General features: G+C 67.8%; 18 protein-coding genes. 3 read left to right on the top strand and 15 right to left on the bottom strand.

The features are described from left to right. Positions 1-32: 32 nt before the first annotated feature. From rnhB to rpsB, 15 genes are all read right to left on the bottom strand, one after another. On the bottom strand, positions 33-689 hold the full coding sequence (rnhB, locus tag BKK80_RS10100) for a ribonuclease HII (RefSeq protein WP_418235895.1): 657 nt from the start codon (positions 687-689) through the stop codon (positions 33-35). Further along, a complete protein-coding gene (lpxB, locus tag BKK80_RS10095; protein WP_071016289.1) occupies positions 686-1,846 on the bottom strand; it encodes a lipid-A-disaccharide synthase in 1,161 nt (386 codons plus the stop codon). Before lpxB ends, rnhB begins: the two co-directional genes overlap by 4 nt. Positions 1,847-1,892: 46 nt before the next feature. Continuing rightward, entirely contained in the window at positions 1,893-2,696 is an 804-nt protein-coding gene (gene lpxA, locus BKK80_RS10090) for an acyl-ACP--UDP-N-acetylglucosamine O-acyltransferase (RefSeq protein ID WP_071012461.1), read from the bottom strand. 79 nt (positions 2,697-2,775) lie between these two features. Next, the gene (gene fabZ / locus BKK80_RS10085; protein ID WP_071012459.1) at positions 2,776-3,228 is read right to left on the bottom strand and encodes a 3-hydroxyacyl-ACP dehydratase FabZ; all 453 of its coding nucleotides are present in this window, start codon (positions 3,226-3,228) and stop codon (positions 2,776-2,778) included. Then, the gene (gene lpxD / locus BKK80_RS10080; protein WP_071012457.1) at positions 3,225-4,334 is read right to left on the bottom strand and encodes a UDP-3-O-(3-hydroxymyristoyl)glucosamine N-acyltransferase; all 1,110 of its coding nucleotides are present in this window, start codon (positions 4,332-4,334) and stop codon (positions 3,225-3,227) included. The genes fabZ and lpxD overlap by 4 nt, the downstream gene beginning before the upstream one ends. Positions 4,335-4,375: 41 nt before the next feature. Then, positions 4,376-4,921 carry an OmpH/Skp family outer membrane protein gene (locus BKK80_RS10075; protein ID WP_071012456.1) on the bottom strand — a complete coding sequence of 182 codons (546 nt, stop codon included), beginning with the start codon at positions 4,919-4,921 and terminating at the stop codon, positions 4,376-4,378. Between the two features lie 31 nt (positions 4,922-4,952). Next, a complete protein-coding gene (bamA, locus tag BKK80_RS10070) occupies positions 4,953-7,286 on the bottom strand; it encodes an outer membrane protein assembly factor BamA (RefSeq protein WP_231907891.1) in 2,334 nt (777 codons plus the stop codon). An 89-nt stretch (positions 7,287-7,375) separates the two neighbouring features. Beyond that, the gene (gene rseP / locus BKK80_RS10065) at positions 7,376-8,755 is read right to left on the bottom strand and encodes an RIP metalloprotease RseP (RefSeq protein WP_071012452.1); all 1,380 of its coding nucleotides are present in this window, start codon (positions 8,753-8,755) and stop codon (positions 7,376-7,378) included. Between the two features lie 94 nt (positions 8,756-8,849). Then, the gene (gene ispC / locus BKK80_RS10060) at positions 8,850-10,025 is read right to left on the bottom strand and encodes a 1-deoxy-D-xylulose-5-phosphate reductoisomerase (protein WP_071012451.1); all 1,176 of its coding nucleotides are present in this window, start codon (positions 10,023-10,025) and stop codon (positions 8,850-8,852) included. Between the two features lie 12 nt (positions 10,026-10,037). After that, positions 10,038-10,859, bottom strand: coding sequence for a phosphatidate cytidylyltransferase (locus tag BKK80_RS10055; RefSeq protein WP_071012449.1), 822 nt, complete (start codon positions 10,857-10,859; stop codon positions 10,038-10,040). Between the two features lie 58 nt (positions 10,860-10,917). Beyond that, positions 10,918-11,691 carry an isoprenyl transferase gene (locus tag BKK80_RS10050; protein WP_071012448.1) on the bottom strand — a complete coding sequence of 258 codons (774 nt, stop codon included), beginning with the start codon at positions 11,689-11,691 and terminating at the stop codon, positions 10,918-10,920. 50 nt (positions 11,692-11,741) lie between these two features. After that, a complete protein-coding gene (gene frr / locus BKK80_RS10045; RefSeq protein ID WP_071012446.1) occupies positions 11,742-12,302 on the bottom strand; it encodes a ribosome recycling factor in 561 nt (186 codons plus the stop codon). Positions 12,303-12,407: 105 nt separating this feature from the next. After that, positions 12,408-13,118 carry a UMP kinase gene (gene pyrH, locus BKK80_RS10040; RefSeq protein ID WP_066735314.1) on the bottom strand — a complete coding sequence of 237 codons (711 nt, stop codon included), beginning with the start codon at positions 13,116-13,118 and terminating at the stop codon, positions 12,408-12,410. Positions 13,119-13,399: 281 nt separating this feature from the next. After that, the gene (tsf, locus tag BKK80_RS10035) at positions 13,400-14,278 is read right to left on the bottom strand and encodes a translation elongation factor Ts (protein WP_071037081.1); all 879 of its coding nucleotides are present in this window, start codon (positions 14,276-14,278) and stop codon (positions 13,400-13,402) included. A gap of 301 nt (positions 14,279-14,579) precedes the next feature. Then, a complete protein-coding gene (rpsB, locus tag BKK80_RS10030; RefSeq protein WP_071016287.1) occupies positions 14,580-15,323 on the bottom strand; it encodes a 30S ribosomal protein S2 in 744 nt (247 codons plus the stop codon). A gap of 498 nt (positions 15,324-15,821) precedes the next feature. On the opposite strand from rpsB, the gene map reads away from it, so the two are divergent. The 3 genes from map (at position 15,822) to BKK80_RS10015 (ending at position 21,213) form a co-directional block, all read left to right on the top strand. Continuing rightward, positions 15,822-16,640, top strand: coding sequence for a type I methionyl aminopeptidase (gene map / locus BKK80_RS10025; protein WP_071012443.1), 819 nt, complete (start codon positions 15,822-15,824; stop codon positions 16,638-16,640). Positions 16,641-16,720: 80 nt separating this feature from the next. After that, positions 16,721-19,324, top strand: a complete 2,604-nt coding sequence (locus BKK80_RS10020; RefSeq protein ID WP_071012441.1) for a [protein-PII] uridylyltransferase — start codon at positions 16,721-16,723, stop codon at positions 19,322-19,324. A 23-nt stretch (positions 19,325-19,347) separates the two neighbouring features. Beyond that, positions 19,348-21,213, top strand: coding sequence for a pseudouridine synthase (locus BKK80_RS10015; protein ID WP_071069252.1), 1,866 nt, complete (start codon positions 19,348-19,350; stop codon positions 21,211-21,213). Positions 21,214-21,273: the final 60 nt, after the last annotated feature.

Here is a 21,273-nt window from a genome sequence, read left to right as displayed (position 1 = left end):
CACGGCAGGCGCTCGGCCCGCCCGGCCATCCATCAGGCGGCGCCGGCGCCGGCTTCGAGCGCCTTGCGCACGGGTGCGAAGGAACGGCGGTGGTGCGCGGTCGCGCCATGGCGCGCCAGGGCCGCCAGGTGCTGCGGCGTCGGGTAACCGGCGTGGACGTCGAACCCATACTGCGGGAATTCCGCGTGCAGGGCCAGCAGTTCGCGGTCGCGCGCCACCTTGGCCAGGATGGAGGCCGCCGAAATGGCCTGGACCTTGGCATCGCCCTTGACCACGGCCTCCACCGGGAACGGCACCTGCGGGCAGCGGTTGCCGTCGACCTGGACCAGGTCCGGCGTGACGCCGCCGGCCGCCAGGCCCTGCACCGCGCGCTGCATGGCCAGCATGGTGGCGTGCAGGATGTTGAGCCGGTCGATCTCCTCGACGCTGGCCTGCGCGATATGCCAGCCCAGCGCACGCTCGCGGATGAGATCGAACAAGGCCTCGCGCCGACGCGCCGTCAGCACCTTGGAGTCGGCCAGCCCTTCGATCGGCCGGGCCGCGTCGAGCACCACCGCGGCGGCGTAGACCGGACCGGCCAGCGGACCGCGGCCCGCCTCATCGACACCGCACAGCAGGCCCGCAGGGGCCTGCCAGCCCAGCTCCAGCTGTGGCGCCGCCGCAGCCCTGGTCTTGCGGGTCACCATCAGAGCTGCCCCCGCTCGTGCATCAGCCGGACCACGACCTCGCTGGCGAGTCCGGCGGTGTTGCGCTGCAGCGAATGGTGCATCTGGGTGAAATGCTCACGCAGGAAGGCGGTGTTGCTCTCGTCGTTCAGCTGCAGCAGCGTCTCGCGCGCCAGCGCCTCGGGCGTGGCATCGTCCTGCAGCAGTTCCGGCACGACGAAGCGACCGGATAAGATATTGGGCAGGCCGACGTAGGGCAGATAGCCCTGGCGCTTCATGATCTGCGCGGTCAGCCAGGGCACCTTGTAGGAAATCACCATAGGCTTCTTGTACAGCGCTGCCTCCAGCGTGGCGGTACCGCTGGCGAGCAGCACCACGTCGGCCGCTTCCATCGCCAGGTGCGACTGCCCGTCGACGACGGTCAGGGCCAGGTCCGGATACTGCCGATGCAGTTCCTCGACGATGGCGCGCAGCGGCGCGCTCGCCGCCGGCAGCACGAAGACCAGGTCCGGCTCCATCGCCTGCATCCGCGCCATCGCCGCGAAGAAGGTGGCGCCCAGGTTACGCACCTCGGAGCGCCGGCTGCCCGGCAGTACGGCAACCACGCGGCGTCCTTCAGGCAGGCCGAGCCGGGCGCGCGCGCCCGCGACATCGGGCACCATCGGGATCACATCGGCGAGCGGATGCCCCACGTAGGTGGCGGGAATGCCGGCGCGCGCATAGATCTCGGGCTCGAAGGGAAAGAGGCACAGGATATGGTCGACCGCCCGTGCGATGGTGCGGATCCGCCCCCCGCGCCAGGCCCAGATCGACGGGCTGACGAAATGGACGACCGGGATGCCTGCGCGCCGCAGCGGCACTTCCAGGCCGAAATTGAAATCGGGCGCATCGACGCCGATGAAGCACAGCGGCGGCTGGGCGAGCATCTTGTCGCGCACCGCGCGGCGCGTCGCCAGGATCTCGCGCAGCGAGCCCAGTACTTCCACGTAGCCGTTGACCGAGAGGGTTTCCATCGGCCAGTCGGAGCGGAAACCCTCCGCCATCATACGCTTGCCGCCGATGCCCGCGTAGTCGACCGTGTCCCCGAGCCGGGACTTCAGCCCGGCCAGCAACTGGGCGGCGAGCAGATCGCCCGACGCCTCGCCCGCCACCATGCCAATGGTGCCCCGCTTGCCGGGCATCTGCCCGGCGTCCTGCCTTGCGCCGACGGCCGTCACCCCGGCCGCCTCAGCGCACGATGCCGCGCTGCGTGGCGGCGATGAAGGCAAGGAAGGTGTGCAGCGGCTGCGACGTGCCGGCATCGGTCTGGGCGGCGAGATCGGCAATCTCCACGCGAGCCTGGTCGAAACTCAGGTCCGACTTGTAGAGCAGCTTGTAGGCCTGGCGCAGCGCCGCGATCTGCGCGGCATCGAAGCCGCGCCGGCGCAGTCCTTCAACGTTGACGCCGTGCGGCGCCGCCTTGTTGCCGTTCTTGTCGCTGGCCGCGATCACGTAGGGCGGCACGTCCTGCACCAGCGCCGAGGCTCCGCCCAGCATGGCATGCTCGCCGATGCGCACGAACTGGTGCACGCCGCTCATGCCGCCGATGATGGCCCAGTCGCCAACCTGCACGTGGCCGGCGATCTGCGCATTGCTGGAGAACACCGTATGGTTGCCGACGCGGCAGTCGTGCGCGATGTGCACGTAGGCCATGATCCAGTTGTCGTTGCCGATGCTGGTCAGGCCCTGGTCCTGCACGGTCCCCGTATGGATGGTGGTGAACTCGCGGATGGTGTTGCGGTCGCCGATCTCCAGGCGCGTCGGCTCGTCGCGGTACTTCATGTCCTGCGGCGCGCCGCCGACGGAAGCATACGGCCCGATACGGTTGTCGGCGCCCACGGTGGTGTGACCGTCGACGGTGGTATGGGCTCCGATGCGGGTGCCGCGCCCGACGCGTACGTTGGGGCCGACGATGGAGAACGGCCCGACGCTCACGTCGTCCGCCAGTTCGGCCTTCGGATCGACCAGTGCGGTGGGGTGGATTTGCGTCATGCGTCCTGTCCTATGGTCTGATAAAGCGCATTCATGCAGGGTCCGCCGGCGCTACAGAGCGCGGCGGCACCCCTGCCCATCAGGCCTCGGCCTGCTTGACGGTACACATCAGTTCGGCCTCGCACGCGACCTTCTCGTCGACGGTGGCAAAAGCCTTGAACTTCCAGATACCGCGGATGTAGCGCTCGACGGTCACGTTCAGGTGGAGCTGGTCGCCCGGATAGACGACCTGCTTGAAGCGAGCGCCGTCGATGCCGACGAAGTAGTACAGCGCGCCTTCCTTGCGTTCGAGTTCCGCGCCGAACGTCAGCAGGCCGGCCGACTGCGCCAGCGCCTCGAGGATGAGCACGCCGGGCATCACCGGCTGCTCGGGGAAATGCCCCATGAAGTAGGGCTCGTTGATGGTGACGTTCTTCAGCGTCTTGATGCGCTTGCCCGGCTCGAACTCGAGTACCCGGTCCACCAGCAGGATGGGATAGCGATGCGGCAGCAGCTTGAGGATCTTGCGGATGTCGATGTCGGCTGCGGTCATGATGATTTCCCTTCGATTTCTTGGGTGTTGCGGTTTCCGGCGCCCTCGCCGCGCAAGCGCTTCTCGATCTGCATGACGCGCTCACGCAGCTTGGAGAGCCCGCGCACGATGGCGGCGTTCTTTTCCCATTCGCCGTGCGGCAGGAAGGGGAAGACGCTGGTGTAGTGCCCGCCGGGTTTCGTAATGGATTTGGTGATGGAGGTGCCGCCCGATACCGTGGTGCGATCGGCGATATTCAGGTGTCCGGCGAAATTGGCCGAGCCGCCGATCACGCAGAAGCGGCCCACGTGCGTGCTGCCGGCAATGGCGGCGCAGCCCGCGATCACGGTATGGGCGCCGACACGCACGTTGTGCGCGATCTGCACCTGGTTGTCCAGCTTGCAGCCGTCCTCGATCACGGTGTCCGCCATGGCACCGCGATCGATGGCGGTATTGGCGCCGACCTCGACGTCATTGCCCAGCACCGCCCTGCCCGTCTGCGGGATCTTGACGTACTCCACGCCAGCGGGGCCGATGTCCGGCGCGAAACCGAAGCCGTCCGCACCGATCACCACGCCGCTGTGCAGGATGCAGCGGGCACCCACCACGCAGCGGTGGTAGATCGATACATTGGCGTAGACCAGCGTGTCGTCGCCCACCTGCGCACCGGCACCGACGAAGCTGTTGGCCAGGATGCGCACGCGCTCGCCCAGCCTGGCCCCGCTCTCGATCACCACATTCGGGCCGATGAAACAGGACGCCGGCACCACCGCATCCGCTGCCACGCTGGCGCGCGCGTCGATACCGGTACGCAGGTCGGCATTGGCCTCGCGGTCGAAGCGCTGCGCGATGCGGGCGAACACGACGTAAGGGTTGCGCGCCACGATCCAGTGGCGGCCCTCGGCGTGGCCCTCGGCGCGCAGGCGCTCCAGGTCGGCCGGCGACACGATCACCGCCGCGGCGGTGCTGGAGGCCGCCTGCGCGAGGTAAAGCGGATTGGAAAGGAAGGAGAGCTGGTCCGGCCCCGCCTGGTCGAGCGGCGCGAGGCCGCGCACGGCGAGGTCGGGATCACCCACAACCTGCGCGCCGTTTTCGGTGGCGAGCTGACCCAGTGTGGGCGTCTTCATGGCAGTACTTCCAGGAGGGAAAAACAGCAGGCGCGAGCGCCTTACTTACCGGCCGGGGCCGTGGCGGCACCGCCTGCGTTCAGGGCCTTCATCACGTCGTCGGTGATGTCGATGCGCGGGTTGACGTAGACCGCTTCCTGCACGATCAGGTCGTACTTGCGCTGCTCGGCCAGCTGGCGGATCACGCGGTTGGCGCGCTCCAGCACCTGGGCCAGCTCTTCGTTGCGGCGCTGGTTCAGGTCCTCGCGGAACTCGCGCTGCTTGCGCTGGAACTCACGGTCGAGATCGGCCACCTCGCGCTGACGGCGCTGACGGTCGGTATCGGCCAGCACGGCCGTGTCCTTGTCGAGCTTGTCGGCCATGGTCTTGATCTTCTGGGCCATGTCCTGCAACTCGCGGTCACGCTTGGAGAACTCCTGCTCCAGCTTGACCTGCGCCTGCTTGGCAGGCTGCGAATCACGCAGGATGCGCTCGGAGTTCACGGCGGCGATGCGCGCCTCCTGGGCGAAGGCGGGTGCTGCGGCGACGGCAGCGGCGGCCAGTGCCAGCGCGCCCAGGGATTTGATCAATGGGGAAGTGGTTTTCATATAACTGTATCCCTTCTTCAGAATGCCGTACTCAGAATGCCGTACCCATCTGGAATTGGAAGCGTTGGGTCCTGTCTTCCGGTGCCAGGCGCAGCGGGAAGCCCATGCTGATCTTCAGCGGGCCGATCGGCGACAGCCAAGACATGCCGAAGCCGGTCGAGTACTTGAGCTGGCCGAAGTTCAGCGGCGCGCCTTCCTGGTAGACGTTGCCGAAGTCGAAGAACGTGAACAGGCGCAGCGTGCGATCCACGCCCGAACCGGGCAGCGGGAAGATGAATTCGGCGTTGCCGATCATCTTGGAGGCGCCGCCCACCGGGTTGCCGTTCTGGTCCTTCGGACCCAGCGTGCTGGTCTGGTAGCCGCGCACCGAGCCGATACCGCCGGCGTAGAAGTACTTGAACACCGGGAACGGCGTGTTGCCGTAGCCGTGGCCGTAGGCGACCTCGCCGTTCAACGCCAGCGTGAACGACTTCGAGATCGGGTAGAAGTACTGCTGCTGCACGCTGGCGCGGTAGTACTGCGTATCGCCGCCCGGCAGGCCGACTTCCAGGTTGGCCTGGGTGTAGGGGCCCTTGGTCGGTACCAGCGCGCTGTCACGGCGGTCGCGCGCCCAGCCGATGGTGAACGGGATATTGTTGATCGGATCGCCGCTACCCTTGCCGATCTTGTTCAGCCAGGTCACGTACTGGCTGGGCGTATTGACATCGGTGTAGACCTGGGTTCGCTCGAAGCCCACCCCGAAGAACACCGTGTCGACCTCGGAGAACGGCACGCCGAACTTGAAGCTGCCGCCCATGGTGACGATCTTGTAGTCCGAGTCACCGGTGTAGTACAGCGGTCGTGCGGTACGGTAGTAGACGTCGGTCGTGCGGCTGATGCCATCCACCGTGAAGTACGGGTCGTACTGCGTCAGCGAGATCGTGCGGAAGGACTTGGCGGTGTTCATGTCCAGGCCCAGGCTGGTGCCCGAACCGAACACGTTGTCCTGCCGCAGGCCGGCCTGCAGCACCAGCTTGTCGGTCGACGAGAAGCCCAGGCCGAGGCTGATCTGGCCGGTCGGCTTCTCGGTCACGTTGACGTTGACGTCGACCTGGTCGGGCGCGCCCGGCACGTCCTCGGTGGTGATGTTGGTGTCGGTGAAATAGCCGGTGCGGTTGATGCGGGCCTGCGATTGCGTCAGCTTCTCGCTGTCGAACCACGAGCTCTCCATCTGGCGCATCTCGCGGCGCACCACCTCGTCACGCGTCTTGCTGTTGCCGATCACGTTGACGCGGCGCACATAGACGCGGCGGCCCGGATCGACCATCAGGGTCAGCGCCACCTCGCGCTTCTCGCGATCGATCTGAGGCTGCGGATTGATGGTGGTGAAGGCGTAGCCGTAGGTACCCAGCAGGTCGGTGATGGCCTTGGTGCTCTGCGTCAGCTTCTCCGACGAGAAGACTTCACCCTTGTGAAGCTTCAGCAGCTTCTCCATCTCGTCCTGCTTGCCCAGCATCTCGCCGGCCAGGCGGATGTCCGACACCTTGTACTGCTCGCCTTCCTTGATGTTCAGCGTCAGGAAGATGTCCTTCTTGTCCGGCGTGATCGACACCTGGGTCGACTCGATGGCGAACTCCAGGTAGCCGCGGTTCAGGTAGAACGAGCGCAGCGCCTCCAGGTCGGCCGTCAGCTTCTGCTTCGAATAGAGGTCGTTCTTGGTGTACCAGGACAGCCAGTTCGGCGTCGACAGCTGCATCTCGTCGCGCAGCGTGCTTTCCTTGAAGGCCTTGTTGCCGACGATATTGATCTGGCGGATCTTGGCCACCGGACCTTCGTCGACGTTGAACACCACCGACACGCGGTTGCGATCGACCGGCGTCACCGTGGTCTGCACGTCGGCGGCATAGTAGCCGCGCGAGACGTACTGGCGCTTCAGTTCCTGCTCGGCCTTGTCGATCAGCGCCTTGTCGTAGTAGCGCGCTTCGGCCACGCCCACGGCGCGCAGCGAGCGGCGCAGGGTGTCCTTGTCGAATTCCTTGATGCCGACGAACTCGAGCTGGGAAATGGCCGGCCGCTCCTCGACGCGGACCACCAGCACGCCTTCCTCGGATCGGATCTGCACGTCCTTGAAGAAGCCGGTATTGTAGAGCGCGCGGATCGCGTCGGCGCCCTTCTCGTCGGTGAAGGTCTCGCCGACCCGGACCGGCAGGTAGCCGAACACGGTGCCCGGCTCGACCCGCTGCAGCCCTTCGACACGGATGTCCTTGACGACAAAGGGCTCCGCGGCCCAACCCGCTGGCGTCCAGGCGGCAATCATGGCGCTAGCCAGAACGCTCAGCGAGATGCGCTTATGTCTGATCAATCTTGATCCCCTCTTTGGTTCCATGCAGGATTGGACTCCGATGCCCCCGGGCTGCGCCTGGGCATCGGTATGCCTGACATCGTCGGCGACGGCTGCGCCGCCCGCCTCTTGTTCTAGCCGCGCCCGAACAGCAGCCGGCTGACGTCATTGAACAGGGCGAGCGATGTCAGGAGCAGAATGCAGGCGATGCCGACCCTCTGTAGCATTGCCTGCCAATGGTCTGGTACTGGCCTGCCGGTCAAAAATTCCACGCAATAATACAGCAAATGACCCCCATCCAGTACCGGAATAGGTAACAAATTCAACACACCGAGGCTGACGCTGACCAGCGCCAGAAAGCCCACGAAGGGCTGCCAGCCCAGGCTCGCGGCACGCCCTGCGTAGTCCGCCACGGTCAGAGGCCCGCTCAGGTTCTGCAGCGAGGCCTGGCCGACCAGCATCTTGGCCAGCAGCTTCAGCGACAGCGTGCTGGTCGACCAGACCTGGCCGGCGGCGCGCAGCAGCGCCTGGTCCGGCCGGTAGCGTACCGTCTCCATTTCCACCGCCTGGCTGAGGGCAGCGCCGAGCTTGCCGGAAGCCGCCGCACTGCCGGTGGCCGGCGCCGTGTCGAGGGTCACCGCGACTTCCTGCCGCTGCCCGTCACGCACGATGCCCAGCGTCACCGCCTGGCCGGGCCGCGCGCGTACCGCGCGGATCAGCTCGCCGGCCTGGGTCAGCGCCTGCCCCTGCAGGGCAACCACCTGGTCGCCGGCGCGCAGGCCGGCGCGCCGGGCCGCGGAATCCGGCAGCACCTCGCTGATGGTGATCGGACCGCCCTGCAGGGCGAGGCCGAGCAAGGCCAGCGGATCCTGTTCAGGGTCGCGTCCGGTATCGGGCAGCTTCGGCAGCACCGCGTCCCGCTCCGCGCCGTCGGTGCCGCGCACGCGCAGCACCGCGCGCGCGCCGCCGAAGCCCTCGGCGAACACCGCCATGCGCAGGTCGCCCCAGGAACGCACCGCTTCCGTGCTGCCGTTCGCGCTCAGCGACAGCACGCGGTCGCCGGCGCGCAGGCCGGCCTGGGCGGCCACGCTGCCGGGCGCCGGTGCGGCCAGCAGCGGCGCCGCCTCGCGCATGCCACCGGCGAACAACAGGAAATACAGCAGGATGGCCAGCAGGAAATTGGCGATCGGCCCGGCCGCCACGATGACGAAGCGCTTGCCGACCGGCTGGCGGTTGAAAGCGCGCGGCAGCTCGGCGGGATCGACGGTCGCCGCCTCACCGGGCTCCAGCTCGCGCTCGTCGAGCATCTTGACGTAGCCGCCCAGCGGGATTGCCGCCAGTGTCCACTCGGTGCGGTCGCGCCCCTTGGAAACCCGGCGCAGCAGCGGCCGGCCGAAGCCGATCGAAAAACGCAGCACCTTGACCCCGCAGGCACGGGCGGCGAGGTAATGCCCCATCTCGTGCACGAAGATCAGCACGCACAGGGCGACAAGGAAAGCGATCAGGGTCTGCATGGGCTGCGGCTCGTCACAGGGTTGCGCTTGGCGGGCACCGCCGGCACGGCGTCGTCATCGCTATTGTGGCAGAAGCCAGCTGCGCACCCGCGCATCAGGCGGGCTGCGCGCCCAGCAGCTTGTGCGCCTGGCGGCGCGCGCCGGCGTCGGCCGCCAGCACACCCTCCAGCGAGGCGGCGTCGCCCTCGGCCGGAAGCTCCAGCACGCGCGCCACGACATGGGCGATGTCCGTGAAACGGATCGCGCCCTGCAGGAACGCCTCGACGGCCACCTCGTTGGCGGCGTTCAGCACCGCCGGCGCCACGCCTTCCGCGCGCAGGGCGTCGAAGGCCAGCGCCAGACAGGGAAAGCGCTCGAAATCAGGGTGCTCGAACACCAGGCTGCCCGCCTTGACCAGGTCGAGCGGTGCCACCCCGGAATCGATCCGCTCCGGGTAGGCCAGGCCATAGGCGATCGGCGTACGCATATCGGGGTTGCCGAGCTGGGCCAGCACCGAGCCGTCCGTATAGGCCACCATCGAATGCACGATGCTCTGCGGATGAATCAGCACCTCGATCCGGTCGGCGGGAGCGCCGAACAGCCAGTGCGCCTCGATCACCTCCAGCCCCTTGTTCATCATGGTGGCCGAGTCGACGGAGATCTTGCGGCCCATCGACCAGTTCGGATGGGCGCAGGCCTGGTCCGGCGTGACATCGTGCAGGGTATGCGGATCGCGCGTGCGGAAGGGCCCGCCCGAGGCGGTCAGCAGCACCCTGGACACGCCGCCCTGGCAGCGCGGATCGTCGGCGGGCAGGCACTGGAAGATGGCGTTGTGCTCGCTGTCGATCGGCAGCAGGGTCGCGCGGTGCTCGCGCACCGCGTCCATGAAGATCGCGCCGGACATCACCAGCGCCTCCTTGTTGGCCAGCAGCACGCGCTTGCCGGCGCGCGCCGCCGCCAGCGACGGCCGCAGCCCGGCCGCACCGACGATGGCCGCCATCACGGCATCGGTCGGGCCGTCGGCAGCGATCGATTCCAGCGCCGACTCGCCCCACTCCACCACGGTCTTCAGGCCGGCTGCGCGCAGCCGGCCCTCCAGTTCGCGCGCGGCCTCGGCCGAGCCCATCACGGCGCGCTCGGGGCGGAATTCCAGGCACTGGGCCGCCAGCTTGTCCACCTGGCGGTGCGCAGACAGGGCATGGACCGAATAGCGGCCGGGGTGGCGCCTGACCACGTCCAGCGTGCTCTCGCCGATCGAGCCGGTGGCTCCGAGAATGGTAACGCGATGCATATCAGCTTGAACTTAGAAAAAGGTCGCCAGCAGCGCGGCCAGCGGGAAGACGGGCAGGAGGGCGTCGATGCGATCGAGCACGCCACCGTGGCCCGGCAGCAGCGCGCTGCTGTCCTTCATGCCGACCTGGCGCTTGAGCAGCGATTCGAACAGGTCGCCGATCACGCTGGCTGCGACCAGCAGCGTCACCAGCAGCGCCACCGGCAGCAGGCCCATGGCATCGGCACCGCGCGAGAACCAGGTCGGCGCCAGCACGTGGCTGGCAGCCAGCCACAGAGAGATCAGCGAGGCCAGCAGCCAGCCACCCAGCGCGCCTTCCCAGGATTTGCCGGGACTGATGGTCGGCGCCAGCTTGCGGCGGCCGACGGCCTTGCCGACGAAATAGGCACCGATGTCGGCGGCCCACACCAGCACCGCCACGGACAGCAGCACGCCGATGCCCGCCTGGCGCAGCACCATGGTGGCATGACCGAACGCGGGCAGCATCACCAGGCCCAGCAACGCGCCGAGCGCGGTGAAGCCCGGCGTGGCACGCCGCACGCCGCGCGCCAGCAGCACCAGCGCGATGCCCCAGCACACCACCGCCGCCTGCAGCAGGCGTACCAGCAGTGCCGGATCCGACAGCGCCTGCCAGCCGAGCAACGCCAGCAGGCAGGCGGCGCCGTACCCCCAGGCCCAGGCGCCGGGCAAGCCGATCAGCCGGCCGAATTCCCAGCCGCCGAGCAGCACGATCACGGCCACCAGGCCGGCCAGCGCGACCGGCGGCGCCAGGAACAGGATGGGCAGGAGCACCAGCAGCAGGCACAGCGCGGTGATAACACGGGTGATGAGCATGTACCGCGGGTTCCCGAAGAGCGGTTGCAGTGCGATGCGCGGCGGCGGTCCCCGGCCCTCAGGCCGTGCCGGACAGACCCGAAGGTGCCACCACCTGCGCACTGGTACGTCCGAAGCGGCGCTCGCGCTGGCGGTACGAGGCAAAGGCCTTGTCCAGTTCCGCGGCGTCGAAGTCGGGCCAGAAGACGTCGGTGAAATACAGCTCGGAATAGGCGAGCTGCCAGAGCAGGAAGTTACTGATGCGCTGCTCGCCGCCGGTACGGATGAACAAGTCCGGCTCCGGCGCGTAGGCCATCGCCAGGTGGGGCGTCAACTCCCCCTCTTCGATCTTATCCACGTCGAGCATCGGCGATCGCGCCAGCATCTTGCGCATGGCCTGCAGCAGGTCCCAGCGGCCGCCGTAGTTGGCGGCGATGGTCACGGTCAGGCCGGTGTTGCCCGCCGTGCGCGCCTCGGCATCGCGGATCAACTGCTGGATACGCGCGCTGAAGCGGCTCAGGTCGCCCACCACCTTCAACCGGATGTTGTTGGCGTGCATCTTGACCACCTCGCGGCGCAAGGCGGACATGAACAGCCGCATCAGGAACGAGACCTCCTCGACCGGACGGCGCCAGTTCTCGGAGCTGAAGGCGAACAGCGTCAGGTACTGGACGCCACGCGCGGCGCTCGCCTCCACCACGGCCCGGACGGCTTCCAGGCCGCGCGTGTGGCCGGCGATACGCGGCAGATGCCGCTGGGTCGCCCAGCGGCCGTTGCCATCCATGATGATGGCGACATGCCGGGGCACGTAGCTGGTATCGGGTACGCCTAGCGTGGAACTGATGTGCTGCATGGTGTAGGACGATCGTCCGCGGTGCCGGCGGCGGGCCGCCGGCCGCCCGCTCAGACCGTCATGATCTCCTTGTCCTTTTCCGCGACCATCTTGTCGATTTCCGCCACGTATTTGTCGGTCAGCTTCTGCACCTCGTCCTGGCCGCGGCGCTCGTCGTCCTCGGAAATGGTCTTGTCCTTGACCAGCTTCTTGAACTGCTCGTTGGCATCGCGGCGCAGGTTGCGCACCGCCACCTTGGCGCTCTCGCCCTCGGACTTGACCACCTTGGTCAGTTCCTTGCGGCGCTCTTCCGTCAGCGCAGGCATCGGCACGCGGATCACGTCGCCCATGGTCGAGGGGTTCAGGCCCAGGTCCGAGTCACGGATGGCCTTCTCGACGGCGCCGACCATCTTCTTTTCCCACGGCTGCACCGAAATCGTGCGCGCGTCGGCCAGGCCGACGTTGGCCACCTGGTTGACCGGCACCATGGAGCCGTAGTAATCGACCTGGATGTGGTCGAGCAGACCGGTATGCGCGCGACCGGTGCGGATCTTGGCCAGGTCGGCCTTGAATGCCTCGATCGATTTCTGCATCTTCTGCTCGACGCTCTTCTTGATGTCGGCGACGCTCATCATTACCTCCAAATGCCAATCGTGGCCCCGCACGGCGGGGCCGAAAATGAACCATTCTACTCTTTGCCGGCGCGGGCGCCACTGCGGCGGCCCGCCGGCCGTTTACTACACATGCACCAGCGTACCTTCGTCCTCGCCCAGGATGACGCGCTTGAGCGCACCCGGCTTGACGATGGAGAACACCTTGATCGGCAGCTTCTGGTCGCGGCACAGCGCGAAGGCGGTGGCGTCCATCACCTGCAGGTTGCGCGAGATGGCCTCGTCGAAGGTGATCGTGGTGTAGCGCGTGGCGCTCGGGTCCTTCTTCGGGTCGGCGGTATAGACGCCGTCCACCTTGGTCGCCTTCAGCACGATCTCCGCGCCGATCTCGGAACCGCGCAGCGCGGCTGCGGTGTCGGTGGTGAAGAAGGGATTGCCGGTGCCCGCGGCGAAGATCACCACCTTACCCTCCTCGAGCTGGCGGATGGCACGCGGGCGGATATAGGGCTCGACCACCTGGTCCATGCGCAGCGCGGACTGCACGCGGCCTTCGATGTTGGCGTGGCGCATGGCATCCTGCAGGGCCAGGGCATTCATCATGGTCGCCAGCATACCCATGTAGTCGGCCGTCGCGCGGTCCATGCCGGCGGCACCGCCAGCCACGCCGCGGAAGATATTGCCGCCGCCGATGACCACCGCCACCTGCACGCCGAGTTTCACGATCTCGGCGATATCGTTGACCATGCCTTCGATGGTGGCACGGTTGATGCCAAAGGCATCGTCGCCCATCAGGGCCTCACCGGACAGTTTCAAAAGGACGCGCTTATAGGCTGGCATGTTCACCCTCGGGCTGGTTCGGAACGCTGGTTCGAACGGATGTTTGAAAGCGCGCGGCGCGGATCGGCGCGCCGCCGCGCAGGAAAGACTGGTTTTCGCCGTCGTCTGCTCCGTGCGCGGTGGTACCGCGAGCGCAGGCGACGGCGGAAGCCGTCTGTCGCAGTCCGGAGACGCATGCGCCTGCCAGACCACATTTGTGCAGAAGGGCACCTTGCGGCGCCCCTCTCGGCATTATACGGGGCCGCCCTGCCTCGCTTCCGAGACAGGTGACCCGTCCGGCATCAGGCCTTCTGCGCCGCGGCTACCTGGGCAGCCACTTCCGCAGCGAAGTCGTCCTGCTTCTTCTCGATGCCCTCGCCCACCACGTAAAGGGTGAAGCCCTTGACGCTGGTGTTGGCAGCCTTGAGCATCTGCTCGACGGTCTGCTTGTCGTTCTTCACGAACGGCTGGTTCAGCAGCGAGACTTCCTTCAGGTACTTCTGCACCGAGCCTTCCACCATCTTGGCGGCGATCTCGGCGGGCTTGCCCGATTCGGCTGCCTTCTGCTCGGCGATGCTGCGCTCCTTGGCGATCAGCTCGGCCGGCACGTCGGCCGACGACAGCGACACCGGCTTCATCGCGGCCACGTGCATCGCCACATCCTTGGCGGCAGCTTCGTCACCGTCGAATTCCACCATCACGCCGATGCGCGTGCCGTGCAGGTACGACACCAGCTTGCCACCGTCGGCGTAGCGCACGAAGCGGCGGATGGCCAGGTTCTCGCCGATCTTGCCGATCAGGGCGGTACGGGTTGCCTCGACGCTCACGCCGTCGATTTCCAGGGCCGACAGGGCAGCCACGTCGGCCGGGCTCTGCTTGGCCACCAGCTCGGCGACCTTGGCCGAGAATGCCAGGAAGTCGTCGTTCTTCGATACGAAATCGGTCTCGCAGTTCAGCTCGACCAGGGCACCGACGGTGCCGTCGATGAAGGACGCGACCACGCCTTCGGCCGTGACGCGCGACGCGGCCTTGCTGGCCTTGTTGCCCAGCTTCACGCGCAGCAGCTCTTCGGCCTTTTCCATGTTGCCTTCGGCCTCGGTCAGGGCCTTCTTGCATTCCATCATCGGCGCGTCGGTCTTCGCGCGCAGTTCAGCCACCATGCTTGCGGTAATTGCCGCCATTTGTCACTCCTTGATTGGTTCTCGCCGGACAGGCACTTCGAACTGGCCACGTCCGGTCCGGATGCATGCATTTCATCCGCATCGGATCTTGCACGAGGCGGATGACAACAATTCAAAAAAAGGGGGCGCCAATGTGCCCCCTTTCCTGTCGCCTTGTCTCAGGGCGCACCCTGGCGCTCCGGCCGCCGGCCCATCCTGCCTTGCCCGGCCTGCCTGGTGCGCCAGCCTTGCGGCCGGCAGCAAACGATCGTCATTGCCCGCCGCAGCGCGGCACCACCAGGGGCCGCGCGGCGAAAGGGCTTCAGCCTTCCTGGACCTCGACGAACTCGTCGCCTTCGCGCACGGCTTCGACCACTTCCTGCACCGCGTTGGCGCGGCCTTCCAGGATGGCGTCAGCCACGCCGCGCACGTACAGCGCGACAGCCTTGCTCGAGTCGTCGTTGCCCGGGATCACATAGTCGATGCCTTCCGGCGAGTGGTTCGTATCGACCACGCCGATCACGGGGATGCCCAGCTTGTTGGCTTCGGTGACGGCAATCTTGTGGTAGCCGACGTCGACCACGAAGATGGCGTCGGGGATGCCGTTCATGTCCTTGATGCCGCCGATGGACTTTTCCAGCTTTTCCATCTCGCGCTCGAACATCAGCGCTTCCTTCTTGCTCATGGTTTCCAGCGCGCCGGCTTCCTTGGCGGCTTCCATGTCCTTCAGGCGCTTGATCGAGATCTTGACCGTCTTGAAGTTGGTCATCATGCCGCCGAGCCAGCGGGCGTCGACGTACGGCATACCGGCGCGGCCGGCTTCCTCAGCCAGGATCTCGCGCGACTGGCGCTTGGTGCCCACGAAAAGGACGGTGCCGCGGTTCGCTGCCAGTTGACGCACGTACTTCAGCGCGTCCTGGAACATCGGCAGGGTCTTTTCGAGGTTGATAATGTGGATCTTGTTGCGATGACCGAAGATGAAGGGGGCCATCTTCGGGTTCCAGAAGCGGGTCTGGTGGCCAAAGTGGCAACCGGCTTCCAGCATTTCACGCATCGTGACGGACATGGGATTCTCCATAAGGGTTGGGTCTGAAGCCCGCCCAGACATTCCTCAACAGGAACACCCCGGAAGGACGGGCTCGCGATTTACTTACCAATGAACTGCCTGCCCCGGCAGCGGACGACGCACAGCGGAAAGCGGTGCAGGAGCTGGAACCGAGATCAGGACAGCCAACGATTGTAGCAACAATGGCGCCCGCGCTCAAGTGCAAGCACGGGCCCAGAAGAGGGGTTCGGCAGTCCGGCACGCCGGCACAAGGCCGGCACAAATGCCGGATGCGGGCAGGAAAAGAGATTTACACGCAACACAGACCGAGCTGCGCAGCCGGTACATGGCCAACGCACGGCCGGCAGGCCGGGACGCGCCACGAATCGCGCCAGATCCTGCATTCCGGGCTGCGGTCCACCGCCGAAGGTGCGATAATTCGCATTTACGAATCGACTGACTGCACGACCCGGGGCAACGCCACGGCCGTCGCTTTCGTCACCTTCTTCCCGCCGCAGCATGAGCATCCATCTGAAAACGGCCGAAGACATCGCCCACATGCGGGTGGCCTGCCGCCTCGCATCCGAAGTCCTCGACTACATCACCCCCTTCGTCAAGCCGGGCGTCACCACCGGCGAACTGGATCGGCTCTGCCATGCCTATATGCGTGACGTGCAGGGCACGGTGCCGGCGCCGCTGAATTATGCGCCGCCCGGCTACCCGCCCTTCCCCGCGGCGATCTGCACCTCGGTCAACGACGTGATCTGCCACGGCATCCCGGGCGACCGCGTGCTCAAGAGCGGCGACGCGGTCAACCTCGACATCACCGTCATCACCAAGGAAGGCTACTACGGCGACACCAGCCGCATGTTCATCGCCGGCGAGGGCTCGATCCTGGCCAAGCGACTGGCCCAGGTCACCTTCGAGTGCATGTGGAAGGGCATCGCCCAGGTGCGCCCGGGCGCGCGGCTGGGCGACATCGGCCACGCCATCCAGGTCCACGCCGAGGGCGCCGGCTACAGCGTGGTGCGCGAGTACTGCGGCCACGGCATCGGCAAGAACTTCCACGAGGATCCGCAGGTCCTGCACTACGGCCGCCCCGGCACCGGCATGGAAATCCAGGCCGGCATGATCTTCACGGTGGAGCCCATGATCAACGCCGGCAAGCGCGACATCCGCACCATGCCGGACCACTGGACCGTCAAGACGCGCGACCGCAGCCTGTCGGCGCAGTGGGAGCACACGGTGCTGGTCACGGAGACCGGCTTCGACGTGCTGACGGTCTCCGCCGGCACGCAAGCGCCGCCGGCCTTCGTCACCGAGTCCCTCGCGGTCTGACCACTGCAACGGGCGCCGGATCGGCGCCCTTCTTACATCCACCGCCCGCCGCCGTGTCCGCCCATCCTCTCCCCACTCCGATGTCCGCCTCGTCCGAAGCGCAGCTCGGCGCGCGCATCCGCGACCAGCTGAAGGCCGACAAGCAGGCGTTGTTCGATGCCTTCGCCGCGGGCGGCCAGGTCGGCACACTGCTGTCGCAGCTGCGCCGCGCGGTCGACATTGCCCTGGTCACGGCCTGGCGCGAACTGTCGCTGCCCGAGGATGCCGCGCTGGTGGCGGTCGGCGGCTACGGGCGCGGCGAGCTGTTCCCGCACTCCGACGTGGACGTGCTGCTGCTGCTGTCGCGCGAGCCCGATGCCGATACCATCGAGCGGCTCGAACGCTTCATCGGGCTGTGCTGGGACCTCGGCCTCGAGATCGGCTCCTCCGTGCGCACGGTGGAGGACTGCCTGCGCGAAGCGCGCCAGGACATCACCATCCAGACCTCGTTGCTGGAGGCGCGGCTGCTGACCGGGGACCGCCAGCTGTTCACGGTCTTGCGCGAGCACTACCTGGCCGAGCTCGATCCGGCGGCCTTCTTCCAGGCCAAGCTGCTGGAGATGCGCCAGCGCCACGCCAAGTACCAGGACACGCCGTACTCGCTCGAGCCCAACTGCAAGGAAAGCCCGGGCGGCCTGCGCGACCTGCAGGTGATCCTGTGGATGACCAAGGCGGCGGGGCTGGGAGACAGCTGGAAGGAACTGTTCCAGAAGGGTCTGCTGACGCAGCGCGAAGCCCAGGAGCTGTCGCACAACGAGCGCCTGCTCAAGACTATCCGCGCGCGCCTGCACCTGGTCGCAGGCCGTCGCCAGGACGTGCTGGTGTTCGACCTGCAGACGGCCCTGGGCGAAGCCTTCGGCTACCGCCAGAACGCCAACAAGCGCGCCAGCGAGCAGCTGATGCGCCGCTACTACTGGGCGGCCAAGGCCGTCACCCAGCTCAACAGCGTGCTGCTGCTCAATATCGAGGCCCTGCTCTTCCCCAGCGAATCGAAGGTGACGCGCGTGTTCAACGAGCGCTTCGAGGAGCGCCAGGGCATGCTCGAGATCACCAGCGACGATCTCTACGAGCGTGAGCCGCGCGCCATCCTCGAGACCTTCCTGCTGTACGAGCGCACGCCCGGCATCAAAGGGCTGTCGCCGCGCACGCTGCGCGGCCTCTACAACGCCCGCACCGTGATGGACGCGCGCTGGCGCAACGATCCGGAGAACCGCCGGCAGTTCCTCGCCATCGTGCAGGAGCCGCAGGGCATCACCCACGCGCTGCGCCTGATGAACCAGACCAGCGTGCTGGGCCGCTACCTGATCAATTTCCGCCGCATCGTCGGCCAGATGCAGCACGACCTGTTCCACGTCTACACCGTGGACCAGCACATCCTGATGGTGGTGCGCAATATGCGCCGCTTCGCCATCGTCGAGCACACGCACGAGTTCCCCTTCTGCAGCCAGCTGATGGCGAGCTTCGACCGCCCCTGGGTGCTTTGGGTGGCGGCGCTGTTCCACGATATCGCCAAGGGCCGCGGCGGCGACCATTCCTCGCTGGGCGCGGTCGACGCGCGCCGCTTCTGCAAGCAGCACGGCATCGCGCGCGAAGATGCCGACCTGATCGCCTGGCTGGTCGAGCACCACCTGACCATGAGCCATGTGGCGCAGAAGCAGGACCTGACCGACCCGGACGTGGTGCATGCCTTCGCCCGCACGGTGGGCAGCGAGCGCTACCTGACCGCGCTCTACCTGCTCACCGTGGCCGATATCCGCGGCACCAGCCCCAAGGTCTGGAACGCCTGGAAGGGCAAGCTGCTGGAAGACCTGTACCGCATCACGCTGCGCGTGCTGGGCGGCGCCCGCGTCGACCCGCATTCGCTGTGGTCGCAACGCAAGGAAGAGACCATCGCGCAACTGCGCCTGATGGCCTTCGATCCCGACCTCGGCAAGCCGCTGTGGGCGCAGCTCGACGTCGCCTTCTTCCTGCGCCATGATTCGCGCGATATCGCCTGGCTGACGCGCCACCTGTACAACCGCGTCGACAGCGATACGCCGGTGGTCAAGGCCCGCATCTCGCCGGCCGGCGAAGGCCTGCAGGTGGCGGTCTACGTCAAGGACCAGCCGGATCTGTTCGCGCGCATCTGCGGCTATTTCGAGCGCAAGGCCTTCTCCATCCAGGACGCCAAGATCCACACCACGCGCCACGGCTATGCGCTGGACACCTTCCAGGTGATCGATCCGCGCATCTCCGGCGCGGCGGCCGGCCAGCACACCGGCAGCCAGGGCTACCGCGACATCATCACGCTGGTCGAGCACGAACTGGCGGAACGCCTGCACACCCAGGCTGCGCTGCCGGAACCCACCCAGGGCCGGCTGTCGCGCCAGTCGCGCAGCTTCCCGATCAAGCCGCGCGTCGACCTGCGCCCGGACGAGCGCGGCCAGTACTACCTGCTGGCGCTGTCGGCCAACGACCGTACCGGCCTGCTCTACGCCATCACGCGCGTGCTGGCGCGGCACCGCGTTTCGGTCCATACCGCCCGCATCAATACCCTCGGCGAACGCGTCGAGGATATGTTCCTCGTCGACGGCAGCCGTCTCGCCGCCGACAACAAATTGCAGTTACAGCTTGAACAGGACCTGCTGGACGCGCTCGCCATCTGAGCGCGGCCCGCAGCACCGACTCCATGACCGATGACCAATCGCCCAAGCGCAAGACGCTGGGCCTGAAACCCACCCGCACCGACAGTGCCCAGGCCGCGCCCCGCAAGGCCGGCGCCACCCGTCCCGTGCGTATCTCGGACCTGAACCGCCAGCGCGTGCGCGACGTGGCCGAGGGCATCAAGCGCGCCCGCGCCGCCCAGGATGCGGCCAAGCCGCGCAAGCCCGCCGATGCCGCGGCCAAGGCCGGCGGCGAGCGGCCCCGCCGCTTCGACGATGCGCAACCGAGGCGCGAGGGCGATGCACGCCCGCGCCGCTTCAGCGATGACCCCGCGCGCGGCCGCGCCGGCGGCGACGGACGCCGCTTCGGCGATGGCGAGCGCCAGGCGCGGCCACGGCGCTTCGGCGACGACGATGCCGGTGCCCGCCCGCAGGGCGAATGGCGCCGCCCGGCCCCGGGCGCCCGCCGTGGCGACGATAGCCGCGACGCGCGCGGTGCCGGCGATGCGCGCGGCCCGCGCCCGCGCCGCTTCGGCGACGACGACGGCAACGCCCGCCCGCAGGGCGAGTGGCGCCGCCCGGCCCCGGGTGCCCGCCGTGGCGACGACAACCGCGACCCGCGCGGTGCCGGCGATGCACGCGGCCCGCGGCCGCGCCGCTTCGGCGACGACGACGGCAACGCCCGCCCGCAGGGTGAGTGGCGCCGCCCGGCCCCGGGCACTCGCCGTGGCGACGACAACCGCGACACGCGCGGTGCCGGCGATGCACGCGGCCCGCGCCCGCGCCGCTTCGGCGATGACGACGGCAACGCCCGCCCGCAGGGCGAATGGCGCCGCCCGGCCCCGGGTGCCCGTCGTGGCGATGACAATCGCGACGCACGCGGTGCGGGCGATGCGCGCGGACCGCGGCCGCGCCGCTTCGACGACGATGGCAGCGCACGACCGCAGGGTGAGTGGCGCCGCCCGGCTCCGGGTGCCCGACGCGCCGGCGATGCGCCAGCGCGTCCGCGCGATGCTGCCGGCGACGTGCGCGCCCGCCGCTTCAGCGACACCGCCGACCGCACCAAGCCCGCGCGCGCGCTGCCGGCCGAGCGGCAGGAAGCGCCCGAACCCGCTGCCGCGGACGGGCTGGTGCGCCTGTCCAAGCGCATGTCGGAGCTGGGATTGTGCTCGCGCCGCGAGGCCGACGAGTGGATCCCGCGCGGCTGGGTGCTGGTCGACGGCGAAGCCATCACCGAACTGGGCTCCCGCGTGCGCCCCGACGCCGAGATCGAGATCCTGCAGGCCGCCCGCTCCGAGCAGGGCGAGCGCGTGACGGTACTGCTGCACAAGCCGGTCGGTTATGTGTCCGGCCAGGCCGAGGACGGCTACGAGCCGGCGGCCGTGCTGTTCGCCGAAGAGAACCACTGGCAGGACGATCCGACCCGCAAGCGCTTCGCCCCGTGGCAGCGCAAGAACCTGGCGCCCGCCGGACGCCTCGACATCGACTCGACCGGCCTGCTGGTCCTGACCCAGGACGGCCGCGTCGCGCGCCAGCTGATCGGCGAGGACTCCACCATCGAGAAGGAGTACCTGGTGCGGGTGGTCTGGCATGCGCCGCAGGGTCGCGTCGAGCGCAACGTGGCCGATGTCTTTCCGGCCGAAAGCCTCGACAAGCTGCGCCACGGCCTCTCGCTCGACGGCGTCGAGCTCAAGCCCGCCAAGGTCAGCTGGCAGAACGAAGAGCAGCTGCGCTTCGTGCTGCGCGAAGGCCGCAAGCGCCAGATCCGCCGCATGTGCGAGCAGGTCGGCCTCGAAGTGGTGGGCCTGAAGCGCGTGCGCATGGGCCGCATCGTGCTGGGCGACCTGCCGGTCGGCCAGTGGCGCTTCCTCGGTCCGTTCGAGAAGTTCTGAGGCTGCCGCCCGCCCTCCGCCGCGCGACCGTCGCGGCGCGCGCCGGGGCACCACGGGCTC

The organism is Cupriavidus malaysiensis (assembly GCF_001854325.1).
Classification (GTDB): domain Bacteria; phylum Pseudomonadota; class Gammaproteobacteria; order Burkholderiales; family Burkholderiaceae; genus Cupriavidus; species Cupriavidus malaysiensis.
This window is presented reverse-complemented; position numbering and strand designations above follow the sequence as displayed.